At 44.2% G+C, this 24,841-nt stretch carries 32 protein-coding genes and 1 tRNA gene; 16 read left to right on the top strand and 17 right to left on the bottom strand.

The features are described 5' to 3' along the window. The first annotated feature begins 261 nt into the window (after window positions 1-261). Window positions 262-1,011 carry a phosphoribosyltransferase family protein gene (locus NWF01_09755; protein MCW4025302.1) on the top strand — a complete coding sequence of 250 codons (750 nt, stop codon included), beginning with the start codon at window positions 262-264 and terminating at the stop codon, window positions 1,009-1,011. A gap of 113 nt (window positions 1,012-1,124) precedes the next feature. Here NWF01_09755 and NWF01_09750 read toward each other — a convergent pair whose 3' ends face one another. Beyond that, window positions 1,125-1,358, bottom strand: coding sequence for a hypothetical protein (locus tag NWF01_09750; protein ID MCW4025301.1), 234 nt, complete (start codon window positions 1,356-1,358; stop codon window positions 1,125-1,127). Between the two features lie 2 nt (window positions 1,359-1,360). Next, window positions 1,361-1,738 carry a hypothetical protein gene (locus NWF01_09745; GenBank protein ID MCW4025300.1) on the bottom strand — a complete coding sequence of 126 codons (378 nt, stop codon included), beginning with the start codon at window positions 1,736-1,738 and terminating at the stop codon, window positions 1,361-1,363. A gap of 144 nt (window positions 1,739-1,882) precedes the next feature. Here NWF01_09745 and mtnA point away from each other — a divergent pair, with 144 nt between their 5' ends. After that, entirely contained in the window at window positions 1,883-2,896 is a 1,014-nt protein-coding gene (mtnA, locus tag NWF01_09740; GenBank protein ID MCW4025299.1) for an S-methyl-5-thioribose-1-phosphate isomerase, read from the top strand. Here the strand turns inward: mtnA and NWF01_09735 are convergent. Beyond that, window positions 2,886-3,425, bottom strand: a complete 540-nt coding sequence (locus NWF01_09735) for a hypothetical protein (protein ID MCW4025298.1) — start codon at window positions 3,423-3,425, stop codon at window positions 2,886-2,888. The genes mtnA and NWF01_09735 overlap by 11 nt on opposite strands. Before the next feature lie 146 nt (window positions 3,426-3,571). Between NWF01_09735 and endA the strand changes: the two genes are divergently transcribed. From endA to NWF01_09715, 4 genes are all read left to right on the top strand, one after another. Continuing rightward, complete coding sequence (gene endA / locus NWF01_09730; protein ID MCW4025297.1) at window positions 3,572-4,123, top strand: tRNA-intron lyase; 552 nt, start codon at window positions 3,572-3,574, stop codon at window positions 4,121-4,123. Window positions 4,124-4,130: 7 nt separating this feature from the next. Further along, complete coding sequence (locus NWF01_09725) at window positions 4,131-4,919, top strand: methyltransferase domain-containing protein (GenBank protein MCW4025296.1); 789 nt, start codon at window positions 4,131-4,133, stop codon at window positions 4,917-4,919. A 67-nt stretch (window positions 4,920-4,986) separates the two neighbouring features. After that, complete coding sequence (locus tag NWF01_09720; protein ID MCW4025295.1) at window positions 4,987-6,306, top strand: amino acid permease; 1,320 nt, start codon at window positions 4,987-4,989, stop codon at window positions 6,304-6,306. 69 nt (window positions 6,307-6,375) lie between these two features. Then, on the top strand, window positions 6,376-6,921 hold the full coding sequence (locus tag NWF01_09715) for a hypothetical protein (GenBank protein MCW4025294.1): 546 nt from the start codon (window positions 6,376-6,378) through the stop codon (window positions 6,919-6,921). 4 nt (window positions 6,922-6,925) lie between these two features. Here the strand turns inward: NWF01_09715 and NWF01_09710 are convergent, their stop codons facing one another. Next, window positions 6,926-7,264, bottom strand: coding sequence for a hypothetical protein (locus tag NWF01_09710; GenBank protein MCW4025293.1), 339 nt, complete (start codon window positions 7,262-7,264; stop codon window positions 6,926-6,928). Between the two features lie 147 nt (window positions 7,265-7,411). On the opposite strand from NWF01_09710, the gene NWF01_09705 reads away from it, so the two are divergent. Next, window positions 7,412-7,774 carry a cupin gene (locus NWF01_09705; GenBank protein MCW4025292.1) on the top strand — a complete coding sequence of 121 codons (363 nt, stop codon included), beginning with the start codon at window positions 7,412-7,414 and terminating at the stop codon, window positions 7,772-7,774. Window positions 7,775-7,804: 30 nt separating this feature from the next. Here NWF01_09705 and NWF01_09700 read toward each other — a convergent pair whose 3' ends face one another. Next, window positions 7,805-8,326, bottom strand: a complete 522-nt coding sequence (locus NWF01_09700; protein ID MCW4025291.1) for a hypothetical protein — start codon at window positions 8,324-8,326, stop codon at window positions 7,805-7,807. Window positions 8,327-8,425: 99 nt separating this feature from the next. Here NWF01_09700 and NWF01_09695 point away from each other — a divergent pair, with 99 nt between their 5' ends. Next, on the top strand, window positions 8,426-9,442 hold the full coding sequence (locus tag NWF01_09695; GenBank protein MCW4025290.1) for an NAD(P)-dependent oxidoreductase: 1,017 nt from the start codon (window positions 8,426-8,428) through the stop codon (window positions 9,440-9,442). A gap of 4 nt (window positions 9,443-9,446) precedes the next feature. Here NWF01_09695 and NWF01_09690 read toward each other — a convergent pair whose 3' ends face one another. The 5 genes from NWF01_09690 to NWF01_09670 form a co-directional block, all read right to left on the bottom strand. After that, a complete protein-coding gene (locus NWF01_09690) occupies window positions 9,447-9,620 on the bottom strand; it encodes a hypothetical protein (protein ID MCW4025289.1) in 174 nt (57 codons plus the stop codon). A gap of 61 nt (window positions 9,621-9,681) precedes the next feature. Further along, window positions 9,682-9,759 (bottom strand) — tRNA-Pro (locus NWF01_09685). A gap of 36 nt (window positions 9,760-9,795) precedes the next feature. After that, entirely contained in the window at window positions 9,796-10,407 is a 612-nt protein-coding gene (locus tag NWF01_09680) for a hypothetical protein (protein ID MCW4025288.1), read from the bottom strand. Then, the gene (locus NWF01_09675) at window positions 10,407-10,943 is read right to left on the bottom strand and encodes a hypothetical protein (GenBank protein MCW4025287.1); all 537 of its coding nucleotides are present in this window, start codon (window positions 10,941-10,943) and stop codon (window positions 10,407-10,409) included. Before NWF01_09675 ends, NWF01_09680 begins: the two co-directional genes overlap by 1 nt. A 15-nt stretch (window positions 10,944-10,958) precedes the next feature. After that, a complete protein-coding gene (locus tag NWF01_09670) occupies window positions 10,959-11,675 on the bottom strand; it encodes a hypothetical protein (protein ID MCW4025286.1) in 717 nt (238 codons plus the stop codon). A 119-nt stretch (window positions 11,676-11,794) separates the two neighbouring features. Between NWF01_09670 and NWF01_09665 the strand changes: the two genes are divergently transcribed. Continuing rightward, the gene (locus NWF01_09665; GenBank protein MCW4025285.1) at window positions 11,795-13,051 is read left to right on the top strand and encodes a tRNA (guanine(10)-N(2))-dimethyltransferase; all 1,257 of its coding nucleotides are present in this window, start codon (window positions 11,795-11,797) and stop codon (window positions 13,049-13,051) included. 74 nt (window positions 13,052-13,125) lie between these two features. Here the strand turns inward: NWF01_09665 and NWF01_09660 are convergent, their stop codons facing one another. The 3 genes from NWF01_09660 to NWF01_09650 form a co-directional block, all read right to left on the bottom strand. Further along, window positions 13,126-13,317: a hypothetical protein gene (locus tag NWF01_09660; GenBank protein ID MCW4025284.1), complete on the bottom strand. Its 192-nt coding sequence runs from the start codon at window positions 13,315-13,317 to the stop codon at window positions 13,126-13,128. A 51-nt stretch (window positions 13,318-13,368) separates the two neighbouring features. Then, complete coding sequence (locus tag NWF01_09655; GenBank protein MCW4025283.1) at window positions 13,369-13,680, bottom strand: hypothetical protein; 312 nt, start codon at window positions 13,678-13,680, stop codon at window positions 13,369-13,371. Window positions 13,681-13,803: 123 nt separating this feature from the next. Further along, entirely contained in the window at window positions 13,804-16,509 is a 2,706-nt protein-coding gene (locus tag NWF01_09650; GenBank protein MCW4025282.1) for a hypothetical protein, read from the bottom strand. A gap of 313 nt (window positions 16,510-16,822) precedes the next feature. Between NWF01_09650 and proC the strand changes: the two genes are divergently transcribed. The 3 genes from proC to NWF01_09635 all read left to right on the top strand — a co-directional run bounded on the left by proC (window position 16,823) and on the right by NWF01_09635 (window position 18,662). Next, the gene (proC, locus tag NWF01_09645; protein ID MCW4025281.1) at window positions 16,823-17,629 is read left to right on the top strand and encodes a pyrroline-5-carboxylate reductase; all 807 of its coding nucleotides are present in this window, start codon (window positions 16,823-16,825) and stop codon (window positions 17,627-17,629) included. Window positions 17,630-17,637: 8 nt separating this feature from the next. Beyond that, on the top strand, window positions 17,638-18,297 hold the full coding sequence (locus NWF01_09640; protein ID MCW4025280.1) for an HAD family phosphatase: 660 nt from the start codon (window positions 17,638-17,640) through the stop codon (window positions 18,295-18,297). Between the two features lie 89 nt (window positions 18,298-18,386). After that, window positions 18,387-18,662: a hypothetical protein gene (locus NWF01_09635; GenBank protein MCW4025279.1), complete on the top strand. Its 276-nt coding sequence runs from the start codon at window positions 18,387-18,389 to the stop codon at window positions 18,660-18,662. 202 nt (window positions 18,663-18,864) lie between these two features. Here NWF01_09635 and NWF01_09630 read toward each other — a convergent pair whose 3' ends face one another. From NWF01_09630 to NWF01_09620, 3 genes are all read right to left on the bottom strand, one after another. Further along, window positions 18,865-20,040 (bottom strand): hypothetical protein, encoded by a 1,176-nt coding sequence (locus NWF01_09630; GenBank protein MCW4025278.1) that lies wholly within the window; start codon window positions 20,038-20,040, stop codon window positions 18,865-18,867. A 151-nt stretch (window positions 20,041-20,191) separates the two neighbouring features. Then, window positions 20,192-21,907 (bottom strand): VWA domain-containing protein, encoded by a 1,716-nt coding sequence (locus NWF01_09625; protein ID MCW4025277.1) that lies wholly within the window; start codon window positions 21,905-21,907, stop codon window positions 20,192-20,194. Between the two features lie 12 nt (window positions 21,908-21,919). Then, complete coding sequence (locus NWF01_09620) at window positions 21,920-22,942, bottom strand: CbbQ/NirQ/NorQ/GpvN family protein (protein ID MCW4025276.1); 1,023 nt, start codon at window positions 22,940-22,942, stop codon at window positions 21,920-21,922. Window positions 22,943-23,156: 214 nt separating this feature from the next. Between NWF01_09620 and NWF01_09615 the strand changes: the two genes are divergently transcribed. Then, window positions 23,157-23,675 carry a hypothetical protein gene (locus NWF01_09615; GenBank protein MCW4025275.1) on the top strand — a complete coding sequence of 173 codons (519 nt, stop codon included), beginning with the start codon at window positions 23,157-23,159 and terminating at the stop codon, window positions 23,673-23,675. Between the two features lie 380 nt (window positions 23,676-24,055). On the opposite strand, the gene NWF01_09610 is transcribed toward NWF01_09615, so the two are convergent. Further along, window positions 24,056-24,214, bottom strand: coding sequence for a ribbon-helix-helix domain-containing protein (locus NWF01_09610; protein MCW4025274.1), 159 nt, complete (start codon window positions 24,212-24,214; stop codon window positions 24,056-24,058). A gap of 92 nt (window positions 24,215-24,306) precedes the next feature. Between NWF01_09610 and NWF01_09605 the strand changes: the two genes are divergently transcribed. Genes NWF01_09605 through NWF01_09595 form a run of 3 tightly spaced genes read left to right on the top strand, consistent with a single transcriptional unit; the run spans window position 24,307 to window position 24,836 of the window. Continuing rightward, entirely contained in the window at window positions 24,307-24,522 is a 216-nt protein-coding gene (locus NWF01_09605; protein MCW4025273.1) for a hypothetical protein, read from the top strand. Then, on the top strand, window positions 24,504-24,659 hold the full coding sequence (locus NWF01_09600; GenBank protein ID MCW4025272.1) for a hypothetical protein: 156 nt from the start codon (window positions 24,504-24,506) through the stop codon (window positions 24,657-24,659). Before NWF01_09605 ends, NWF01_09600 begins: the two co-directional genes overlap by 19 nt. Before the next feature lie 18 nt (window positions 24,660-24,677). Further along, window positions 24,678-24,836: a hypothetical protein gene (locus tag NWF01_09595; GenBank protein MCW4025271.1), complete on the top strand. Its 159-nt coding sequence runs from the start codon at window positions 24,678-24,680 to the stop codon at window positions 24,834-24,836. The last annotated feature ends 5 nt before the right edge of the window (window positions 24,837-24,841 follow it).

The raw sequence follows: 24,841 nt of genomic DNA, 5'->3' as shown, positions 1-24,841 counted from the left end.
ATGGAGCCGAAGAGTGCAATTATGAATAGTTTGTTTAGTTTTTGCGTTTCCCTTGTCCTCTCTGTAGGGGTATTGTTTGTTTTGCCATTTAAAAAAGGTTAACATGGGCAAACAGGAATGTTAAATGTGTGAAAATTGCTCTTTTATGTTGTGTATTTTGCCTGTGGCTTTTTAAACGAAAATTTATAAATAAAGAATGCATATTACCGTGTAAACGCTTTAATATTTGATTTATAAGTGTAAAATTGGTGATAAGGTTAATTGAGCACTCACGCAGAAGACCTAAAACTCAGATTAATGACTATTGAACTTCTTCGAACAGCAAAATACAAACGAAACATAACCTACCGTGAACTAGCAACCAAAACAGGCTTGCCGGTCACAGTACTGAGCCGCTACGCTAAAGGTCACGTGTTACCCAACACCAGCAGAGCCAAAACCCTCTGGAAAGTGCTCACTAAACTTGTCGGCTTAGAAGCTGAACTGCGAAGCCGCATAAAATTCGACGACCTCGGCTACTTTGACAACACCGAAATCGTCGGCGACTACAACATATTGCAGCAAGCCGCAAACCATGCACTCGCCAACTTCGCAGGTAAACGAGTAACAAAAATCCTCACCGCCGCAACTGACGGCATACCCCTGGCAACAATGGTTGCAAACGCGTTAGGCGTAAACCTTGTAGTTGCAAAACGTAACAAGGAAGTCGGTGTTAAATCGTTCCTTGAAGAAACATACATTTTAGGCAAGGATTCAGGCGTAACCGTTACCTTGTTTATTCCAAAAGATGCCATCAAAAAACGTGACAGCGTGCTTGTCGTCGATGACATGATTAAAAACGGCGACACTCAAGAAGCCCTTGTTCTGCTGGTTAAAAAATCCAAGGCAGAACTCTCCGGTATCTTCTCGCTGATTTCCGTGGGTGAAGAATGGAAAAAACGACTAAAATATGGCGAACAATCCCCTGTCGAAGTTGTTACTGCCCTCAAATCACCCTTTGACAATTCCTAAAGAAGCAAATGATCCTCTTTTCATTTTTGTTTTTACCAGCGTTTTTTCCGTTCGCCGCTCAGTTCCCGAGTTAATACGCCGATGAAGTCTTGGTGCTTTATGAGTATGTCATGTCACATGTGACCTTTCTTTGTCATAACGTAACCCACTTCTTTATTTCCAGAGATTAAGCCATTCTCAGCAAGAAACGCTATCACCTGCTCTGTTTGGTACTGGTTACCTGCCCTTCGGTAAATATCATACCAGAGCGCTTTGCCTTTTTGGTCTTCTGCTGTTTTGATGATATCAAGGTACTCTTTTAGTCGCTGTGCTGCACGAGAAGGCGGCGGCGCTGCTTTTTTGGGCATCTCTAAATCACAGTTCGATTTTTCTTGGACTCTTTATACTCTTTAATCCTGATGTTTTTTTCCAGCTGAAACAGCATTTTGTATCTTTTATTTAGCTTAAAATATCGATAGAGAACTAAGCAGCCGCTGGTTATGGGTATCAAATTAACAAAAATAATCCACACAACAACAAATGCATAATCAGTTAATACTAGGCTTCGGGTCGCTATGAAGTACAGGTTTAAACCAAAACAAAACGCCAGCAGATAGAAGCCCAGCACGTAATAGGCAGAAATGCTTTCATTGAGGTCTGAAGCGATGGTTCGTGCATCCTTTGACAACTCATCATACACATCGTTTAACGCTTTTAGGTCCCCGTCATCTTGCCCTTCACTTATCATATTTCTCACAAGCAGTATCTTGGGCGTTCAAATATTTCTGGTTAATTCTATACATTAAATCATGCTAATGTCTACCTTCCATAATCGAAAGTCTTTAAACACCCAGACCCAACTACATAGCAAACAAATCCTGAGGCAACACAAATGCGCATGATAAAATGGGAAAACGGCACAGTAACCACCCCTGACCAAACCAAACTGCCCCTCCAAGAAGTCACCTTGCACCTCAAAACCGTAGAGGAAATGGCAGAAGCCATCAAAGTGCTACGCGTCCGAGGCGCTCCACTTTTAGGTGCAGCCGCAGCATTTGGCATCGCGTTAGGTGCCCAAAACTCAAAAGCCCAAACCACCCAGCAACTACTTGCAGATTTAGAAACAGCAGGTAAACTTATCAAGGCACAGAGGCCAACTGCTGTGAACCTGTTTTGGGGTGTTGACCGCGTGTTAGGTGTTGCAAGAAGCTTTTCAGGTTCAATTGAAGAATTAAAAAAAGCCGTTATTGTTGAAGCCCAAAAAATCGCTGACGAAGACGCAACACAAAACTATGCAATGGGCAAAAACGGTGCAGCCCTCATCAAAGACGGCGACACAATCCTTACCCACTGTAACGCAGGCGAACTTGCCACCGTCGAGTACGGCACCGCTTTGGGCGTTATCCGTGCCGCATGGGCGGAAGGCAAAAAAATCAAAGTCATCGCCGACGAAACCCGCCCCCTGCTTCAAGGTGCAAGACTCACCGCTTACGAACTTAAACGCGACGGCATACCCGTCACCTTAATCACTGACAACATGGCCGCACACGTTATGAGCAAAGGTATGGTTGATTTGGTTGTTGTGGGCGCTGACCGCATTGTACAAGATGCTGTCTTCAACAAAATCGGCACTTACGGTGTTGCGGTTCTTGCGCATGAACATGGCATTCCCTTCTATGTTGCAGCTCCAAAATCCACTTTTGACTTAACCCGCAAAGCCGAAGATGTTGAAATTGAACAGCGTAAACCTGATGAGGTTACGCATGTGGGTTGCCAACAGACTGCGCCTGAGGGTGTCGCGGTGTATAATCCCGCGTTTGATGCGACTCCGCTTAAGTATGTTGCGGGTATCATAACTGAAGAGGGCATTTATACACAAAAAGACTTTGAAAACTTTAAGCAATAATTTTTTTGGTTAGCATCTGCTTGATGGTTTTAAGGGTTTCGAGATGTCTTTCTTCATCTTTTATGATTCTTAAGAAAAGATTCTTTGCCGAGCAAATATCAATGCTGTAAATCTTGTTAATTTCGGTTGTTATTTGTTCAATGGCTTCTATCTGAATAAGCATGTAGTATTCCTCGCCTAAAGCATGCTCGTAGCCGTGTAATTTTTCCACCGCTTCATAGAGGTTGCTGCCTTTTAGAGTTTTTATGACGGAGAATTCTTTGCGTAAACTCTGCAGTTCCTGCCAAGGGGTTCCCACTATCTCAAAACAGTTAACTTGTTTGTTTTCTGATCCTCTGATGCTTAAGCTTATGCCTTTAAGGATTTCTGCATGTTTGTCGCTGTCCAGCGCAATTGCACCAAGCAATGCCTTTATCAGTGGCAACTCAACTTTTTCGGCAACGTCTTTGTATAGCAGGTATGTTTCTTTCTCTAAAACACTTAGACAGGTTAAGTAATTTACAAAAGCTTCGGAGTTCTTATCTTTCAAACAGTTGCCTTCCTTGATTTTTGAATGTATTATTAATTATAAGGCTTATGAAATATTACTATATAAGTTGTAAGAAAAGATAATTTTGAATTTACAGAGGAACCTTAAAGAGCATAGAACAAACAAAAAATAAGGGGAGTTACCCAATGAGCGAAACCAAAAAACCTGCACCAGTCGAATTCAAAACCAGCGGTGCCCTAACCAAAAAAGGCATAAAAATAACCGAACAAAACAGCATCGACGCACTATCAAATCGTGGATATGGAACCCTCGAAGGTGAAGAATTCACGCTTGCATTTTATGAGGCACTGTACCTGCTCGATAAGGGTATGCTAGAAGTGAAAAACCCGCAAGGCAGCATTTTAAATTTTCAAGATATCCTGCAGGTTTATGGACAAACAAATGAGAATGCTTGGGTTAACTACTTGGTTTATCGGGATTTGCGTGGACGCGGATATGTTGTTCGTGAAGGCTTTGGTTTAGGTACAAGTTTTCGGGTTTACGAGCGGGGCACTTATGGAAAGGATTCGGCGTCGCATCTGGTTTTGGGGTTGCAGGAAGGCAAACCCTTGCCGATTGAGTTAATTGCGGATGTGATGACGCAGTGTCAAAGCCAAAAAAAGGAGTTAATTGTAGCGGTTATGAACCGACGCGGAGAAATCGTGTATTACTCGGTTTCCCAATTAAACTTCAAGTGACCAGTATATGGCACAGCCAAAAAATTATGTTTGGGACGCACAAGATTACCAAAAAAACAGTAGTAACCAGTATAGATGGGCACAAGAACTCATACCCAAACTGCACCTCAACGGAAACGAAACCCTGCTCGACATCGGCTGTGGAGACGGCAAAATCACCGCAGAAATCGCCAAGCACCTGCCCAACGGCAAAGTAGTAGGCATAGACAGCTCTCAAGAGATGATAATTCTCGCCCAAACAAGCTTCCCAAACATTACCTTTCAACATGCAGATGCAAGAAACCTCCCCTTCCAAGATGAATTTGACAGGGTTTTCTCCAATGCGGCGCTACATTGGATACTGGACCAAAAACGTGTTCTCGCAAGCGTTTTTCACAGTCTCAAATCAGGCGGTAGCCTTCTTTTTCAGATGGGCGGCAAAGGCAATGCAAAAGATATCTTGGCATTATTTGATGAGATGTTGCTGGAAGATGCATGGCTGGGCTTTTTTGAAGGCTTCACGTTTCCCTACGCCTTTCTTGACGCTACAGAATATCGCGAGTTGCTGGTTGATGCGGGGTTGGTGCCTGTTCGGGTGGAGCTTATCCCCAAAACAATGAAACTCGTGGGCGCAGAGGGGCTGGCGGGTTGGATACGTACCACATGGTTGCCCTACACGGAGAGGGTTCCAGCGGGACTGCGTGACTCATTTGTTATGGAGCTTGTCAAGTGTTACCTAAAAACTCACCCTGAAACTGCAGACGGCGAAGTAACCCTTGACATGGTTCGGTTGGAAGTTGAAGCAAAAAAACCCTAACTTACCGCTTTATTGGCAAGCATAACTTGAATAAGTCTCTTTAACCAAAGCCTATAAGGGGTAAGTTTTGCAGGACAAGAAGATTAGCGTTAAAGTAGCAACCGCAGTTGGGTTAGGCGCAATCATAGGCGCAGGCATTTTTGTCCTCAGTGGAACCGCCATAGCCCTCGCGGGTTCAGCATCGCTTATCGCGTTTGTCATTGTCGGCGTGATTGCCTTAATTGTCGCGTTGGAGTTGGGCGAGCTCGGCTCAATTATGCCTCAAGCAGAAGGAGGCTCCTACTCATATGCTTACGAAGCATTTGGCAGTGAACTGGGCTTTGTAACAGGCATAATGCTCTACTTCGCGTATGCCTCTTCAATCGCGCCCATCGCGTTAGGGTTCGGCTCATATTTAACCAGTTTACTCGGCGTGAGCAGCAATGTTTACCCAACTGTTTTCGCGATAGCTCTGATTCTGGTTCTTGCCGTCGTGAACATTTTAGGCGTCAGTAAAGCCGCCAAAGCCGACTTCGCCCTTGTCATTGTAAAAATCGGCATACTACTCCTTTTCATTGTGTTTGCTCTGCTTTTCGCTTTCGGCAACGGTGACACAATATCCAACAATTTCACCTCAGGCTTCCAATCAGCAAATGTGGGTTCTATATTCGCGGCTAGCGTCGTGATTTTCTTTGCCTACTCAGGCTTCCAAGCAATTTCCACCATTACAAAGGATGTTAAAGGCGGCGGCGCAGGAGCAGCAAAAGCTATCGTTTCATCGGTTGTTATCAGTATGGTGCTCTATATTTTGGTGGTTGTTGCGCTTCTGTTTCTGATGCCCGCCAGCCAATACGGTATATCCTCTGACCCGCTCTCCTTTGCCTTACGCACTGCAGGAGCACCAGGCTGGCTCTTCACCGTTGTCTCCATTGGTGCTTTGATTGCCACAACCTCTGCGGCGTTGGCTATGATTATGGGTTCCTCACGTGTGCTCTATCAAATCGGCACCGACAAACTACTGCCTAAAATCGTGCGCAAATACAATGAGAAACGGGACGTGGCGGTTAATGGCGTGATTATCTCAGCAGCAATTGGGATTGTGATGCTTTTTTCAGGTGACATCTACGTGATGGCATCAATTAGCAACTTTGGCATCCTCTTCTGTTACCTTATCGCCAGTTTTGCGCTGGTTCACTTCCGACGCAAAAAAGCCCCCGCAGGCTTCAAAGTGCCACTCTACCCAGTATTGCCCATAATTGCCATCGGCGGCTTAATCGCCCTACTTATCGGCATGCCCCAAGAGGCGTTGGTGATTGGGATTGCAATGATTCTGGTGCTGATTACGGTTTATTACGTGCTGGTTGAGGCGGAATCACGTAAAGTGGAAAAAATCGAAATATTCAACTAATTTCGCCTTACAGGCTTGAATAGGCAAAGCTTATCTGGTATATCCACAAATTTTTTGGTGAGGATTATCTTGGCTAACACAAAACACGGCTACGACCACTACGAACTGCTCAGTGCGCTTCAGAAGTGCATCCGCAGAGGTATGGAGTACGAGGTAACACATTTTGCAGTGGAGCTCGAAGAGTTTAATCAGACTATGCTGTGGAATCGCCTAAAAATCATCGCATCAGAAGATATCGGACCAGCTAACCCCAATATGCCCCTGCTCGTGGATGTCATGCATAAGCAGTATTTGGCGGAGAAGTCTAAGCTTGGCGACAACAACTCATCTTTATTTTTGGTTAATGCGGTAGTGTGTTTGTGCCGTAGCCAGAAAAGCCGCATAACCGATGACCTCCAAAACGTGGTTTATGCGGAACGTGACCAAGGCAAACTGCCGCTGATTCCTGATTTCGCGTTGGATATGCATACTGCAAGGGGTAAAGCAATGGGAAAAACCGTGGATGACTTCTTCTCAGAAGGCAACAAGCTCGAAAATGAAGCGTACTTTAATCCCTATACAGAACGAGCCAAGGAACTTTTGAAATCAAAAACAAAACAAACCCAGAATGAATAGGGGATTAGAGTCCCCAGCTTTGGGCGACGTTTTGATGAGGAGGTACTTTTTTGGTTTTACCTTTTTTTCTGGTCTGATTGTTGAAACGGTTGATTTTTACTGTTGAGCCTTCGTTTGAGACCCAGTGGGTACGGTTTAGGTCCCGATGATACACGAACTTTTTCACTTTGTATTCCAGTTCAGGCAAAGACACGTCGTCTGAGTCAATCATTAATTTGTTGCCGTTTTGGGAAGCTGTAACGTTTAGGTGTTTTTGCAGGTAACTTGTCAGGTTTTCTACTTCGTTTTGCAAATCGCCTAGGTCAATGTATAGTTTTTGTGAGGATTTATGGTTAAAAAGCAACAGGTATCTCCTCAATGGTAAGTGGGATTTGATAACTAAAAAAGGTTAGGGCTTTCTGCATTTGGGCAAAATTGTTTGCTTGGAGTTGTTTGATTGGCATAACTTTAAATGGTTAATTTTAGTGCATTTTATTTGAGGTTGATGTTTTTGAAATATACCCTGCTTTACACTGACAGTCAAGGTGAATCTCATTTCAAAAATGTTGAAGTCGCTTTTGAATCCGTGAATTTTGCGCCCCCAGCACCACCCGTAGAGCTCTCCAACTACACAGAAGCCAGCCGACTTGTCTTTTTCAGAACCGCCAAGGGCTGGTTTGGCGATTGGCACCCTGCACCCAAAAAGCAGTTTTTCTGCTGCCTCTCTGGATCGTTTGAAATTATCGCGAGTGATGGTGAAGTTCGGGTTTTCCATACAGGTGACGTGTTTCTGCTTGAGGACACTTCGGGGAAAGGGCATAAAAGCCGAACCATCGGCGACGAAGACTTCACCGCAGCAATCATACAACTATGACACAAGGTATCGTGCCCAAAATTGGTGGGCTTAGAGGTGTTGGTTGATAAGTTTGACCATGTCAATTACTGTTAGGTCTTTTTTGCAGTAGGGGCACGTTTTTAGTATGCTGTTTTTGGCTCCGATTTTTAGGGGTTTTCCGCAGTGGCAACAGTAATACGTTAATGTTTTGCTATTTTGTGTCAGCTTTACAATGAGTATGTCGGTTTCAGTTTTTGCTTCCTTGCCTGCTTTCACGGTGCCTTTGAGGGCAAGATTTTCTTGGTCTGAACTGTCTTTGAAGTGGCGGCAGTTTTCTCTTTGCACAAAATATTCTGAACCTGAAAGATTCACAGGTGTTAGTTTGCCTTTGTATTCGCAGGCATCATCATCAAAGAAAACGCAATCATCACAAGTGGCTTTCTGATTATACTCCTCTTTAACCTGCACATAGCATTCATTACAAAAAGACTCTTTTTTTCCATTGATTGTGGCTTCGAAGGGTAATCCTTTAAAATTTTTGCCACATCGGGTACAATCGGATTTCATACCCAGCCAAATAGCTGCTTTCAAATTTATGTCTTTGCACAAATCAAGCTTTCAAAACTGGCAAAAAGTTACGAGTTTGCATACCTTTAAAGCGGGGTCAGCGTGCATATTTAGCGATAACTAATGAAAATACTCATCACGGGTGCTTTTGGAAACATCGGCAAAGCAGTAATTGAAGAATCATGTAAACGCGGTCATGAAGTAGCCGTGTTTGAAGTAGAAAACAAAAAAACCCGCAAAGACGCCAAGAAGTATCACAAAAAAATTGAAACTGTGGTTTTTGGGGACATCAGAAATTTTGAGGATGTTAAAGCAGCGGTTTTGGATTGTGATGCGGTGATTCATCTTGCAGCGATAATTCCTCCTGCCTCAAAAAAACACCGTGAACTCACCATGGACGTTAATTATGGCGGCACAGTAAACCTGATTGAGGCAATCAAAGAGACAAAACGGGCAATCCCCTTTATTTTTACTTCATCAGCAAGCGTGATGGGTGCTACTCAACTGCAGGATAAACTGGTTGACCGCAATGACCCCTTGGTTGTCACGGGAAATTATGAGGAATCAAAAATTAAATGCGAACAGTTCCTCAAAGAAAAAGCGGACAGCTATCTCATTTTTAGGCTTGCAGGTGTGCTCCCTAATTTTTCCATCTTTGCCATGGCACGTGCGCTTCCTTTGCTGGAGGAGATTTTTGATATGCACCCAGATATGCGGCTTGAGATGATAATGGATGCAGATGTCGCAACCGCCTTAGTTGCTGGAGCTGAAAAGCTGAAAGCGGGCACTACACAGAAAAATCAAGCGTATATTCTGGGTGGCGGAGAAAAAAATGGTTGGCAGCTAAGAGGGGGCGAATTTTTGTCGCGTTTGTTTGGGGCGCTGTCGCTTTCTGTGCCTGACCCAAAATACTTCACTGATGACATTAACACGTATCATTTGGACTGGTATGACACCAAAGTGGCGCAGGAAGAATTTGATTTTCAGAATCACACCAGCGAGGATTACTTTAACCATGTTAAGAAGCAATTTGGACTTTTCAAAGTATTCATTGTGCTGTTCCGCAAAAGTATAATGTCAAAAATCGAGAAAACCTCACCTTATTACGATAAAGCAAATCAGCAACCGACAAAAAAATAACCCCTTAAGGGATTTCCGTCAAATTATCACGCAGAGCCAACCAACGCTTAAACTCCAAGCCCGTGCATTTGCCCCTGCCAAGCCAATTGTCGCCATACTTGCTCGTGAGTTTTTCGCTGTAGGAATCAAAAGTTTCGCACTCACTCACATCTATGCTGACGTTTTTCTTCTTCGGCACCTTTAAGGCTCCATCAAAACAAACCAGAGAAAGCGCTCAATTTAACCTTTATTTTGCATTATGGTGGGGCTTCCCGGATTTGAACCGGGGTCTATAGCGCCCGAGGCTACAAGCCTAGACCAAGCTAGCCGAAAGCCCCACACGATGATGGCAACAAAATAATGTGGTTGTTCTTTTAAACCTTAACTGTACCTGCATCCGATGTCTGCGGAAAAACAGTTGCGTCAGTTGGCGGGGGTGGCGGCTGAGTTTTTGGATGATAAAATTTGGTAGCTATACACAGGGCAACCGCAACGATTGAGAGCACAAAGGACAATTGGAACATGCCTGTAGCATCTGCGATGATTGTTGCGTTGGCTGTGTAAACAGTTGGCAGTGTAATCGTGCCCGAGCCCAGAAGGGGAATGTTCATTCCAAACATGTACTGCAAACTAAACACAACCACAATCAACCCCGCTAAAAATGCTACAAGCACGTAGAATGGTTTTTTGTAGGCAAAATCCAGCAGGGTTTTGGCGTAGGGTTTCTCTGTGTTAAATGAGTAGACCAGCAGGCAAATCGCGCTTGTCAGTAACGTTGTGATTGTGATGATGTTTAGGGCTGTGATTAGGGGTACCATGAAAGAGGTGCCAAACAAGTCAAGGTTCATGTTGATTGGGGAAACATTTGCCTTTACTAAGCTGTCACCCACGGTTAGTTGCCACCATGGAGCAAACCATGAAACCGCAACCGTTACAAGCGTAACTGCGCCACCTGCAACACCAACCCAGTTAATTTGTCCTGCCACTACGCTAAACCTCCCAATGGTATAGAGCCCGCATCTTGGTGGTTCATTTGAATTTGGATTCCTCCTGCCTTAATGTTGAGGTTTTGGAATGCAACGTGAATGCTTTGGTAACCACCTGAGACATAATTAGCAAAATACTCGTCCAAACCTGCGTTTAGCTGTCCAGAAACCTGCAGAACCACGCTTTTCCCTATCTCAATAGTTGCAGGCGAGGATAGAGCTATGTTGCCTAATGGTTTGTTGTCGTCAAAAGCGATGATGTTGGCAGTTAATGAGGTGACTGTGAGCTCTGTGTTTAGGGGGTTTGTTATGTTAAACTGAAAGCTGACTGTGTTATCTTCTGAATTAAAGGTTCCAGTTAGCACCTGAGGGTAAAGCTCACTTTGACTGCTCAAACCGCTACTAAATGCACTTTTAATGTCTTGAGGAATTACTGTATCCATCAAGTTGTCGCTGTAAACCAAAACAAGCGCTGCAATCGGAACAACAACAATTAAAACCGAGACTACAGCGAGCGCCAGCTTGAGCTTTTTCATTACCCCTCTACCGCTTTATTCTTTGCATGATTGCTTATAAGGAGTGCTCAATACTTCTTTGACCTTGTTAGTTATCACGGGACCCAACCCATTAACGGATTTATGCCAATCCTCCACATTAATCAGCGCATTCATCGGTGTCTGATACGCCCCCAAAACTGCTGTTGCCTTCTCATGCCCAATATTTGGCAAACTCGCAACAAAAAACACCTGCGCATCCGAGAGCGTCTCACATTTTTTGACTGCATGTACGGTGGGGCTGCGTTTTTCCACGATTTGTTCTTGACGCGCGGCAGTGTAGAGAAAATCCACTGTTTCTTTATGGGAGGGCGTGTTGATTATGGGGATGCCGTTTTTTGCAAGATTAAACATGGCGCCCCAAACTGCGGCAGGCGCAACTTTGCTGTATTTGAACACGATGGGCAAATAACCTTCCAGTACCACCATGGCTTTAGGGTAAGCCTCTTTTAAGCCAAAGATTTGTTCAAAGAGGTAGCGGCGTGTGAGTGTGTAGACGAAGTCTTTGACGGTTTTGCGTTCCACCGCGCACTGGTCACTGAGGATGTAGTCGCCGCGCTCCAGAAACTCTGACTTTACATCCACGCCCCTTTCCAGTAAGCCTTTTACGATTTTATCTGCGCTGCTTGCTTCTCGGCTATCAACAATGATTGAGGTTTCTTCGCCGTCTTTTTTCTCTTTCACGTATGGCAGTAAGGTTTCTTTTCCCGACAATGCTCTCACCTGTAAACATACGATAGCGGGGCTGCAGCTTTATTTTACTTACGCCAACCAAAACCTCAATCAAGAACACATAATATCAATCAGCAGGTTATTCAATAATCTAAATATGCTTGCATGCGGTTTATGCCAGAAGGTGCAGCAGAACGGTAACCAAAAAAGTTTACACGCCAGATTTTCCCTCAGAAATCATCCATGAAGGCAAAGCGGACATGCTGGTTCCTAAACTTGACGAGTACACAACCGAACCATCCGAGTTTGCACCCTCCAAAGCGCCAGTGTTTTACAATCCTGTGATGGAGTTTAACCGTGACCTGTCAGTGCTGGTATTCCAAACCTTCCAGCGTATGCTAAACCGTGAAGTCAGCATTTGCGAGCCACTCACCAGCCAGGGCATCCGTGCAATCCGCTACGCCAAAGAAATAGACGGCGTAAAATCCGTGCTTGCAGGCGACATTAACAGGCATGCTTACGCATTAGCTAAGCACAACATCACCCTAAACGGCGTTGAGGATAAAGTAACAATCCGCAGAAAAGACGCAAACTGCACCCTTGACGCCAACGCCTCACCAAAAAAACGCTTTGACATCGTCGACCTTGACCCGTTTGGGACACCTGTGCCCTTCATTGCCGCAGCAATTCGCGCTCTACGCAACAAAGGACTTTTAGCATCCACAGCAACAGACCTTGCACCTCTCTGTGGAGTCCATGCCAAAGCTTGCCTACGCAAATACGGCGCCAAACCTTTACGCACCGAATACTGCCACGAGCTTGCAATTAGGTTTTTGGCAGGCTGCACCGCATCGCTGGCGGCTAAGCATGACATCGGCATCAAACCGCTGTTCTGCCACAGCAGCGACCACTACATCCGCCTCTACAGCCAAATCAGCTATGGAGCAAAAAAAGCTGATGAATCCATAAAAAACCTCGGCTACATCCTACACTGCTTCAACTGCATGCATCGAGAAGTAGCCCAGAAACTCTTTGGATGTCTAACCTGTCCTGAATGTGGTGCAAGAATGGATTATGCAGGACCACTCTGGACGGGAAACCTTTGGGACAGCTCATTTTGCGAGGCGCTGATTTTGGAGAGCAAGAAGGTTTCGCTTGGAACCAGCCTGCGAATAAGCAAGCTCTTAGCCCAAACCGTTCAGGAAGCCAATGCACCCATCACATACTACGTTGTTGACCGATTAAGCGGAAAATTTGACTTACCCTCCGTATCCAACCAAGCATACCTGACCGCACTGCACAACGCAGGTTACTCAGCAGTCCTGTCACATTTCAACACACGCGGCATAAGAACCACTGCGCCAGCAAAAGAAATGAAAAAAGTGCTCAGGGAACTTACAAATAACTGCAAAAAATAGGGTAGAAAGAGAACCATTTTAGGGTTCCAGATTTGTGGAATTAAAAAAAAATAAAAAGAGTTGCCAAACAGAGTTTACTGCTTGGGTTTCTTTAGTTCTGCGTTTTCTTTTTGTAGCTCAGCAATTTTTGCAGCCATAGCTTTAAGCGCCTTGTCCATTTCTTTGACAAGGTCTGTCATTGAAAGGTTAACGTTGCCAACACGCATGTTAAGCATACTTAATTGCTGTGCAATTTCAGGAGGAAACTGCGGAGTTTGTTCAGTCATAGAGTTCACCTCCGTTTTTAGCGTCTTGCACCTGTTTTGGTTTGAACATGATTAAGCCGCTGCTACTATGACGCCTTTGATTATGGCTATATAGTGTGTGCCGCCATCCCATGAGATTGTGGTGCTGACACCGTCGTGATAGTTGCTGTCTGAACCGAAAACGCTTAATGGGGATGCAATCTTGATTTTTGATGCTGCACCAAGAATCAAGTCACGTTGCTGTGCGCCGATAGAGAAGTCTGTATTGTCGCTGCCAATGTTACCGAGGAACGTTGCGCCGTTGTAGAAGTCAATAACTGGATTGCTCTTGTCAATTGTAATATTACCATAAGCTGTTGTGTTTCCTGATGCTGCAATCTGCAACACAGAAACTGCATTATTAGTGATATGGATCAATGGTCTGGTGGTTATTACTCCAGATTCTTTTGAAGCCCTGAGTTCAATAACTGGATTATTGCCCGTGTCGTTTGCGTCTTCAATTAATGTCTACCATAGTCCAAACATATTCTCACCAATAGGCTTCATTAGCAACATAGGCAGAAACCTTGAAGGTGTGCTTGTTCCTTGCAAAAATGTTATCAGAGCGTTAGCTACATTACTGGGTTCCCATTTATAGCCAAAACTTGTTGTGGATGATGCAGGTGCAGACGATACGATGTAGTTGGTTGCAAAGTTGCCATATTCGTTGATGCCATAGTTTGTTCCTGTTATTCCTAATCCATGATTAAGCATTAATAAATCGTTGATCACTACGTCGCCAGAGGCTGTTGATAGAACTAGATTGCCTGTTCTTGCAGTTAAGTAAAAGTTGCTGTTGTCGCTGCCTAAATCCCCAAGCCAAGTTGCGCCGTTATTGAAGTTAAGTACTGGGCTGGATCTGTTGATTGTGACATTACCATAAGCAGTCAAGTTACCTAAATAATCCAATTTTAACAGTGGGTCACGCCATGTATCGGTGCTTGGTGTATAACTTATGAATTTTATTTCGCCAGTATCTTTTTGAATTAAATAAAACAGGCGTCTTGTGCCGTCCGATGGGTTATTATCAAAAACAATTGATGTTTGAGCTTGTGCTTCAGTGCCTGTTGACGCAAGTGATAAATCTGCTGACCCCCCGCTGTTGGCAACGTTTAAGTTTTTGAAGTAGCCGTTAAGCCATCTTGTGTTTGGATGCCCTAAATATTGGGCGCTGTTACCTGCAGTCACGTAGCCTGTTGACGCGGAAAGTGTTAGGCTGCCGTAGGGATTACTCAGGAACAGGTTAGTGTCATCTGAACTGCCTAGCATCCCAATTATTGTGTTGTCTGCCCTTTTTAGATTAAGCACAGGATGTGTTTTTTTCACCTCGGTGTTGGTCCGGAATGAAAGTAAAGTGTTTGCCCAATCAAAAAACATGTAGTATTGGAATGTTGTTCCATCGTATGCATAAAACAAAGCATCCATGTTATTATCACGGGACGACCAAGCCCACCTAATAGCGGTAGGTGCAGGATAACCGGTTTTTCCAAATGCTATATCACCTGTGTTAACGTTTGGTGCAGAACTAATGCTTAATCTTGTAATAGTTGCTACACCTGAACTATCCAATCGCTTGGTTCCGCCCGTGTACAGGTCGTGCGCGGAAAAGTCGCCTGTTTCAACGATGCCATAATTAGTTTCACCAATGCCTAGAGCATAACACTTGAATGTGTCATCAGTCTTGAGGGCATCAGCGGCTGAACGATAAAGATTTGTATCACCGCCTATGACGAGTCCGCCCGATGAACCTTGAATTGGAAGCGAAACTTGACCGGCAGTATCTATACTAAATTTAGATGTAGTCGAACCACCATACCATACTAATGACCCTGTAGCAGCGTTATTATAATTTAAAGATATTTTGCCCTCATCATCAGAAGCAATACGAGCATTAACAGAACCGTTAAATAAGTATATGCTTCCGCTTACTTTGAGATGATTGTTAATAACAAGCTTGCTGTCTGTTACTACGTCGCCAGAAACTGTTGATAGAACTAGATTGCCTGTTCTTGCAGTTAAGTAAAAGTTGCTATTGTCGCTACCTAAATCACCAAGCCAAGTTACTCCATTATAAAAGTTAAAGACAGGCCCACTTTTTACTATGTTGATGTTACCAGATGATTGTATAACTCCATTTGCTGAGGTTAATATTAGAGACCCATCATAGGAAACAAGGTGTGTGTCAGATCCATCGTGACCAAATGATGCTTTGCCACTGCCATTAACTTGTAGGTTAAGTGTTGGGTTGCTACTTGTTGGATTAACATTCAGATATGCATTACCAACAACAAAATTAGCGTCTGTTTTTAAAACACTTGTTGCATATCGATATAAATTGGCGTCGTAAGTGTAGTTGTTTGGGTTAAATTTGTTTATTACTCCTGGGGCGTCTTCAGTAGGTTCAACACCAAAATACATACTTGTTGCATAAACATCTGCGCATTTTAAATTCCCTAGGTTTGTACGATTGGAGCGATGAATATGCAAAGTATCAAAGGTTTTATTGTAATAATCTTTATGACCTAAATCAGTCCAAACATCAGGTGATTTAGCTGTACATTTAAAAAGATGATTATATATTTCAACATCTTCTTCTTTAGTGTGAATGTACATCTGGTTTATTTCAAGGGCTTCTGGTGCTGTGTCGCTTCCATTAATATCATGCAGAAGGTGATTTTCAGAATGCATAAGCCATACTCTTGGCGGATCAATTGATGTACTTTTTAATCCGCTTCCCAGCGCTATTGCACCTTGATTTGAAGCAAGATATCCACCAACGGCCAAGTCTTTCTTTATCACCATACCTTGGCTCCAAGTCAAAATTGGATCGTCTGTTACATCAACATCGGTTATTGTGATTAAAGCCAGATCGCCATAGTTTCCATCTTCACCTTGCGTATCTTTAAATCGGATATAATTGCTTCCAACAGGAATTGTATAATTCTTGCTTTGCCAAATGCTATTTGTCCATTTCCATATGTAGTTTACAAGGGTTACCCTGTCCATATTTGGTGCATCACAAGGAAGTTTGATGCTGTGGCCAATTTGTAGTGTTAATGCATTAGTGCCATCTGTATCAAAAAATGTATCCAAATCAATATAGTTCAGGCCATCTGGCGCTTTTATTGTAAGCTTTGGTTTGCATGTTAGGTGGTCAAAGATTCCATCTACCACAGGTTTTCATCGCCTAAGAATTGTTTCTCTGTTTTACTGATTCGTTGATTTTCTGAAATTTTTGCTGATTTCATAATATCACGTTCATTTGATTATGCTGTTGTTTTTGCTTTAAAGGAAGACGAACAGTTACAGTAACAGGGAGATAATGCAAAGTAATCTGAATACCTTGGAAAGGGTCTTTTTTTCTTTAAAGATTCAGCCTTTCCAGGGGTGTTTTGGAAAACTAAAAAGAAGCTAACAGGCACTGTTGTGGTTGGTTAGGGAAAGTTTAAAGAGCGCGCCAGTTTTCTTAAAACGTCAGTGAATACTCATGAATGATAAAATTGCGGTCATCGGCGCAGGCATGATGGGAAGCGCCATAATCAAAAGCCTCCTCAACGGCAATTACGGCGGCGAAATCACGGCAGTTGATATTGCCCCTGAAAAACTGGCAGAGATTGCGAAGTTGGGTGCAAAAGTTAGCAGTGACAACTGTAAAGCAGCCGAAAACGCTGACATAATTTTTATCATTGTTAAACCTGGTGACGTAGCCAAGGTTTTAGAGGAAGCCGGCAAGGGGCTCAAAGGCAAACTCTTAATTTCCGTAGCTGCAACCGTGCCCTTGGCTTTCCTGAAAAACCACGCCTCAGAATCCCGCATCGTTCGCGTTATGCCTAATCTTGGTGCAATGGTGCAAGCCTCCTACACCGCGTACTGTTGCACAGAAAACGTCACAGTTGAGGACAAGGAAAAAATCCAAACTTTGCTTGGCATGATGGGTGTTGCTCAGGAAATTGACGAGAAATATATGGATGCAATCACCGCGTTGAGCGGTAGTGCGCCGGGGTACTTGTCAGTTATTGTTGAAGCCTTAACCTATGCAGGCTTGAAAGTCGGCTTGCCACGAAACATCACTCAAACGGCAGCGGCGCAGTGCATTATGGCGACAGGTAAACTGGTGCTGGATTTACATGAGGAACCCTCAAAAATCAAAGACATGACCACAACGCCCGGCGGAACAACAATCGAAGCCATATACCAAATTGAGCAAAGCCAAATACGCCCAGCTATGATACGCGCAGTTGAGGAAGCCACAAAGAAAAGCCAGCAAATCCGCGAAAAACTCCACCTCACCTAGCGGTTCTTATGTTTGAAGCAGTGATTTTTGATTGGGACGGAACACTGGCAGACACAAAAAAGGCTATCTTGTACTCTTTTCATAGAGCTCTACAGGAAATCAATTGCGACGTCCCTGATGAGGTTATTTCCAGCCGTATTGGTATTGGTGCTTCGGAAACTTTTAAGGCAATTTTGAAAGAGGCAGGTTGCCCCTTTGATTTTGGCGTGGTTGAGGGGCTGGTTGCACGTAAAAGCCAGCTTGAAGTTGAATATGCTGGTCATGTGAAGCTTTTCGATGGAGCAAGGGCGCTTTTGGAGGGTTTGGATGGGAAAGTGAAGGTTGGCTTGGCATCCATGAATAACCGGAATGTCATTGAGCATCAGATAACGACGTTAAAGGTTGAAAAATACTTCCAAACAGTACTCACCGCAGAGTCAATCACACGCAGCAAACCTGACCCAGAAATTTTCCTCAAATCCGCCGCCGCACTTGATGTGAACCCAGAGGATTGTGTGGTTTTGGAGGATTCTGTTTTTGGGGTTAAAGCTGCCAAATCCGCTGGGATGGCTTGTGTGGCTGTAACAACTGGGCAGTATGGGGCAGATGCGCTTTTGGGTGAGAGCGCGGATTTGGTGGTTTCCTCGCTTTGTAGCATCAAAGTTGCAGAGTTTATTCTTGGCAGATAAACTGTTGTTGTAGCTGCGCAGTCACATAGCTTTAAGACTTTTCCACATTATACCTTAATTACCTCAAAATGTTGAGGGAAGAAATCCGCTTGAAAAATACGGCAAAAAAAACTACGGCACCACTTTTCCAGATACTGTTGCTGGATAACAACGCAAACAGCGACGTAACAGTGCATGAAACAGAAAAAGTCAACTACTCCACCGTAAAGCAGCATCTTAACAATGGCGGCTCAGTTTTCATCACAAGCAAACACAGCCAAAAAATCGCTACGCCCAAAAAACGTGCCCACCAAAAATACAACTACGCCAGACGCAAAATCGGAAATCTTCTTTTAGCAAATTTGAGAAGCAGCAAACCTGTGTGACGTGCACTCAGATCCAAGATTCCCTTTACCCCCTCTCTCTTCCGAATTTTTTGGGTGCACGCCACTCCCAATAACCAAAAAATTAAGATAAACCACTTCAGCAACATGTTTTTGACTGCAGAATTTGCCAATAGTTACCTCCCCTCTCAGGTTTCTGCAATGAATTCCTAATAGGAACCAAATAGGAATGAAACAGGCTAAGTCAGGAACCAGTTTTCAGTTTCTTTTGCCATAAAGCAATAACCGCCAACACCACAATAACAGCTGATACCGAGACACCCGCAATTAATCCAGAGGTATCGAGGGATAACCACTCGTTGGGGGCTTCTGTGGGGATTGCTGTTATTTTAGGCAAAATTGTTGTTGCATAACACGTTCCGTTCGAGTTACCATAACATATGTGGGGATTTCCATTTGAATCCAAAACTATAGAAATATACCCATTACGCATACCTGATGTAGAGTCGTATTTGTCAATACTTTGAGTACTCCAACCTAAGGAACCCAACTTTGTAAATTTCACATCAAAACTCGTATCCTCATAGGCTATACATGGAACTCCAGATTTATCTAAAGCAAGAGACGCAGCCCAACCAGCAGGATCAACCATCTGAACCACCCATTCAGAACTTGACAAAATAGCATACTTTAAACCCCGCTGGTCACCACTTACAGTATAACATAAATGCAAATTATCCTGCGCATCAACCTTTAACGAAATAGACCAAGCCCTCTCAGAAACCACATCCTCAACTACCCAAGCAGAACCATTCCAAAAAGCATGCCGCAAAGTCCCATTAACCCCTCCACTATAACAAATATGTGGATAACCCATTGAATCCAAAGCAATACAAGAAGAATCTGCAATATCAGTTGAGTCGATAACCTCAATACTCCACTCAGAACCATTCCAAACCGCATACTTCAAAAGAAGATTTTCCCTATCCTGATAGCTAACATGCGGATTACCAGCCTTATCCAAAACAAGCGAAGGATAAATTCCATCCAAATCCACAGTTTGTATAACCCAAGTTGAACCATTCAAGATAGCATATTTTAAACCTGATGAGGAACTACAACACACATGAGGAATCCCCTGTACATCTAAAACAAGAAAAGAATCTCCATAAAAACTGCGGGAAGAATCTATAAATTGGGTAGTCCAGTTTGAGCCATTCCATGTAGCATAAATATCCCCATTCCCAATGCAGGGAAAATCATTTGCATCCAAAGCAAGAGAAAGCCATGCAGTTTGCCCTTGCTGCACAGTTTGTATAGTCCATGTTGGATTTGCCGAGTCAGCTTCAGCATTACCTAAAGAAAAGGGCAGCAGAAACAAGAAAAACACAAAAACAACAACCACAGACTGCTTTTTCATACAAACACTATTTGCCGATTTTACTTTAAAAGCTTTGACAATTTAGGCTTGCCTTGACGGACTTTGATTCTGCTTGCTAAGGAAAAAATCCAGAACCCTATATGCATTGAATTTCTAATAGACACCAATAGAAATGTTGTATGCTTTTGGTTTAGGTTTCTAGTGCTTTGTTTGATGCATTAGCGTAGAGTGTGCCGAATTTGTTGTAGAGGTCTTTTTGGGTGTAAACTGCCGAGTGCATCCTAAAGAACTTGCCCATCCTGTCTGTTTCCACGCCGATGCCCAGCACAATCACGTTTTTTCTAAGTAAATCTTCTACGCAGTTCTTGAGAACCTCAGGCATCTCAGGATACCCATAAGGCCACCCATCCGAAATCACAATCAAAACCCGCTGCTCCTCACAGCGTTTAGCAAGCATTTTGCCTGCGATTTGGATGGCGTCGGGAATGAAGGTTAAACCTTCAAATTTTAAGCCGCCGATTCTGGCGCGAACTTTTTTGCTGTAGGATTCGGTGCTGTCTTTGAGGATGTAGAGTTTGTCGCTGAAACCAAAAAACGACCACGAAGTCGCATCCATCATGAGTTCCTTAGCAGCTTCTGCAACCGCAATCGCCAACGCCCGCCCCTGCTCGCCCTTTACCTGCATGCTATTGCTAACGTCAAAGAGTAGGCTCCACGCGAAACTGGGCTGCAAATACTCATCCAGCACGAACACGTCAGTGGCGGGTTTCTGCGCGGCTATGGATTGAATGACCGCGGCTAAATCCAGCTGCCCCATTTCCTGTCGTGGGTCTTCGTCGAGGTAATTGTAAACTGAACGCAGAATCTCCAAAAGACGCCGATTCGCTCCCTGAACTAGGCTTCGCGCTCGCAGGTACTGTGTGTAATCTTCCTCTGGAATAACTACATCTTTGAATTTGGTTAATGCGAGGTAGGGTTGGATTTTGGTGAGGATTTTTTCTTCTTTGAGTTTTTGGTAGTAGTCGGAGTTGAAGGCTTGCAAGGCTTCGGCTTCTTGTTCGGGACGCCAAACCTCCTCAATGCTGTCGACTTGGGGCATGGTTCCGCCGAGGCTGGTTAATGCTTGAGGAAAGATGCTGTCAAAGTCACTTGAGGCTTCGACTTCACTGTATATGCTACAGTTTCCAAGACTTTCCGTGTGCCGAAGCGACGGTGCCTCCAAGAAGGGTCCAAATGGCTCAAGTGCATCCTTGATTTTCTTTAATGTCTGGTCAAAGAGCGCATTTAAGTCAACAGTTTGTTCCTCAGTGATTGATATTTTAAAGGTGTCTTTTAGCGCTGCCAAATCCGCCGCAATTTCATCTAAAGCTTTTTCCTCATCTGTTCCTAGAGAGTTCTTGACGAAGCCTGTGTTGGTTTTGGTTAGGATTGCAGCCATTAGGCGTGTTGAAGGGTTGAATATGCGGTTTGAAGCCTTGATTTTTTGGTATGCGAGCGTGTTTGTGTAGGCGATGTCGGGAAGGCACTCGGGATGTTTGGTTTGGACATATGCGTTGACGTAGGTGTCGTTGATTAGGGATTTGGCGTAGGCTTCGGTGATGGGGTCAGATGGGGTTGGCACAACCTTTTCTTTAGGAAACGGCTCCAGCGTGTGAGCGGTTAAGTGCACGACAGAGGCACGGAAAAGACGTCCCACGTGGGCTTTGGGCTTATTTTTTGCCCCAAAACGATGACCCAAAAAAGCGGCATCTCCGCCGTCGAAAACTTTGGCCGTGGGGAGTTTGATTGTGAATCCGACATTGTCAGTTTGAAGTGTCGGCTGAGTTAGGTTGGGGTCTTGGAGGATTTTGACTTTTGTGTCGTCTTTCTGCAGGGAAATGCCCCAAGCATATTCAATAAACCCCAAACGTTTGCCCCCTTAGGCTTTGTTGAAGACCGCCTCAAGAATTCTACGTACATCCGATTGGACTTCGACGTTGTCGCTGGTTAATCCGATAATGGTTTCTTCCGCTGCACTCATCGGGGTCATGCCGTCAAAAACCAGTGTTGCCCAGTTGATGAGGTCACCAAGTGAGGGGCCATAAGGCAAATCACCCGACTTATACTGCCTGCGCAGTTCGGCGCCTGCTTGGATGATTTTGTAGGCGACGTCTTGGGTGACTTTGGTTCGTTTTCTGAGCATTTCGACTTCGTGGGGTGAGATGGTTTCGCCGACGCTGAGGAAGTCAAAGTTAATCCAAACCGCCATACGACGGCGCATGGCAGCGTTAAGCGGTTTAGTGCCGCTAAATTCAGCGGTTGCGGGGTTCATGCTGATAATCATGTAACCGTATTTGTGGCGCTCTATAACTTCGCTGTCTTTTTCGTTAAGTACGAGGTGCCCTCGGGTGTCAAGCACGGGGTTAAGTCGGGTTGCGACGTCTTGTTTCATCATGTTGGCTTCGTCAAGATACATGATGCCTCCCTTGCGCAGCCACTGCGTGAGTAATCCGTCAACCCAGTTTTCCTTGCCCAAACCGATAAAACGCCCAATCAAATCAAAGCTGCTGGTGCTTAAGCCGCAGTTGACTTCCCAAATCGGCAAGCCCGTGAGTTCGGCGACGAGGTAGACGATGTGGGTTTTTCCTGTGCCTGAGGGTCCGATGAGGCTGCATTGTTTGAAGTAGTATAGTGCGCGGATGATGCGTTCTACGTAGTTTAGGCCGTGGTCGAGGTATTCGGGGGTGCCTTTGGGTATCATGCTGTCTAGGTGTGAGAAGTTGTAGTTGGGGTGTAGGTCGAAGCGTTGGATGTTGTATTTGTTGTAGAGTGGGCTGGTGGACATGGGGCGTTCTTTGTCAAGTGAGCAGGTGACTTTGAAGTTGTCTTGCTTTAGTGAGCTGACTTCTTTGATTCGGCTGGCTGCGGCTTTTTCTTTTAAGCCTTGGTGTCCGTAGCTCAATTGGGTTGCACCTCTACTTGTTTACTTTGGGGGTGCCACTGGAACGATAAATTGGGAATTGGCAATCGGGAAATGTCATCTAACAGTAAAGGTTCATACCCCATGCTAATCAACATCTTTTTTAACGGTGGGGTATGGCTAAAACTTCTGTGCATAGTGCCTGCGACATACAAGACCTAAAGAGCAAAGAAACCGAATTGAAGGTTGATCAAAATTGACTCAAGAAGTAATAGGACAAGAAGCTACAGCACAAATATCAGCAGCTGACGCAAACAAGAAAAAACAGATTCCAATCCAAGAAATCGTGGACTCACTCAAAAGCACAGCAGACGACATCGGACAAATTAGCGAACTTACTTCTGAAGAGAAAATTTTGGTTGAACAATTCTTCATCTCCCTGCTTAAATTAATGAAACCTCTAGCAACCTCCATAGCAGTAAACCAGTTAGCGCTCCCGGACGAATTGGGCAACGTGACTGTAGCACATGTTGACCCAACCGGGCACCTGGTACTGCAATTTGACGATGGGCACCTTGAACTCAAAGACCTGAGCGAGGAGCGGCACCGTGATTTGATGACGGCGGTTATGGTGGATGTTTTGCCCAAATTCAAAAGTCTCACCAGTTCGCAAAAACGTATGCTTGAGACGCGTATTAAGCTGATTTCAAGTGTGACTAAAGAGATTCAGAAGAGCTCCGATGCTCTCTCAGCGGCGTTGTCTGCTGGGCAATAGTTTTTCTTTTTTAGCAATGAATAGCGTTGAACAGCGCAATACAAGTCGGGCACTAGCATGGCCCATAAAGATAATTCGCCCGTAAATGCAGCAACCCAACAGACGCCTATAAACAATTTTCACAAACAAAAAACCATACAGAACCGCCCGATTCCAACATGCTTTTGACTGTGTTTTTAGCCAAACTGACCCTCCCCTCTTAGGCATCACCCGCCAAGTGTGCAGGCTGCAAAAAAAGCACCACCACACCGCCAGTCCCCTCTCCCCTCTAAGGTACCTGCATACATCAAATATTTGGAGCCTAATAGATTGGTGAAAAACGCACCCAAACAAACAAAAAACGCAAAAAAACAAACATTACAGTTGTAGGCATTTTGTGTTTAGGGTAGTAGTTGGTGTTTTCTTAGTAGTTCTCTTATGGCGTCTTTTACTGCGTCTGATACGCTGACGTAGCCTGCTTGTTTTGAGTCAACTAAGGTTTCTAGTTTGTCGTAGAGTTCTTTGGGTATGCTTACGTTTCGGTATTGTTTGGTTGGCATGGTGGTACGTCAAGTATTTTAGTGGAGGGCAGATAAGAGTCTAATCAAGCATATATACAGGACATGTACCATTAAGTAATGGTGAGAAACAATTGAAGAATCCTGAACTTTCAATCAAACACAAACAACCCATCTGGAACTGCACCTGCGGAGCAGTAATTCCTAAAAAAGGTGCACAATTGTCAGGTGACCCCAGTTATCCTAAAGGGTATCATGTGCACTGTCCGCAATGCAGCAAGGTAGTTGCCCAATACATAGACCCAAAAGAAACCCAACAGGCGACAAGAATATGGATAAAATTGCCATAATCGCAATCGAGTTAGTTCCAGAAGCCAAAAACACAGCAAACGGTCAAATTGAGGAGGAAATCGGCGCAAGTCTTCAGTGTGATTGGTTGCTGAAAACCCAAAGAGTAACAGTTCTCGAAAAAAGCACAAGCGTTTAACTTAACGAGAAGGTCAGCATGAATCAGCAAAAAACCAAACAATTCAACGTAACCAACATGACCCCCAGCCAGCAACGCGAACTATTCAAACAATGCATCAACCAAAAAGGCTTTAAGGGCTTTATAAAACACCAAAACAACCAACAAACACACTACACCTTCCAATACAAAAACTAACCAAG

The organism is Candidatus Bathyarchaeota archaeon (genome assembly GCA_026014585.1).
In the GTDB taxonomy this organism is placed as follows: domain Archaea; phylum Thermoproteota; class Bathyarchaeia; order Bathyarchaeales; family Bathycorpusculaceae; genus Bathycorpusculum.
Note: the sequence above shows the minus strand (reverse complement) of the source record. Positions and strands in the feature narration are given on the sequence as shown.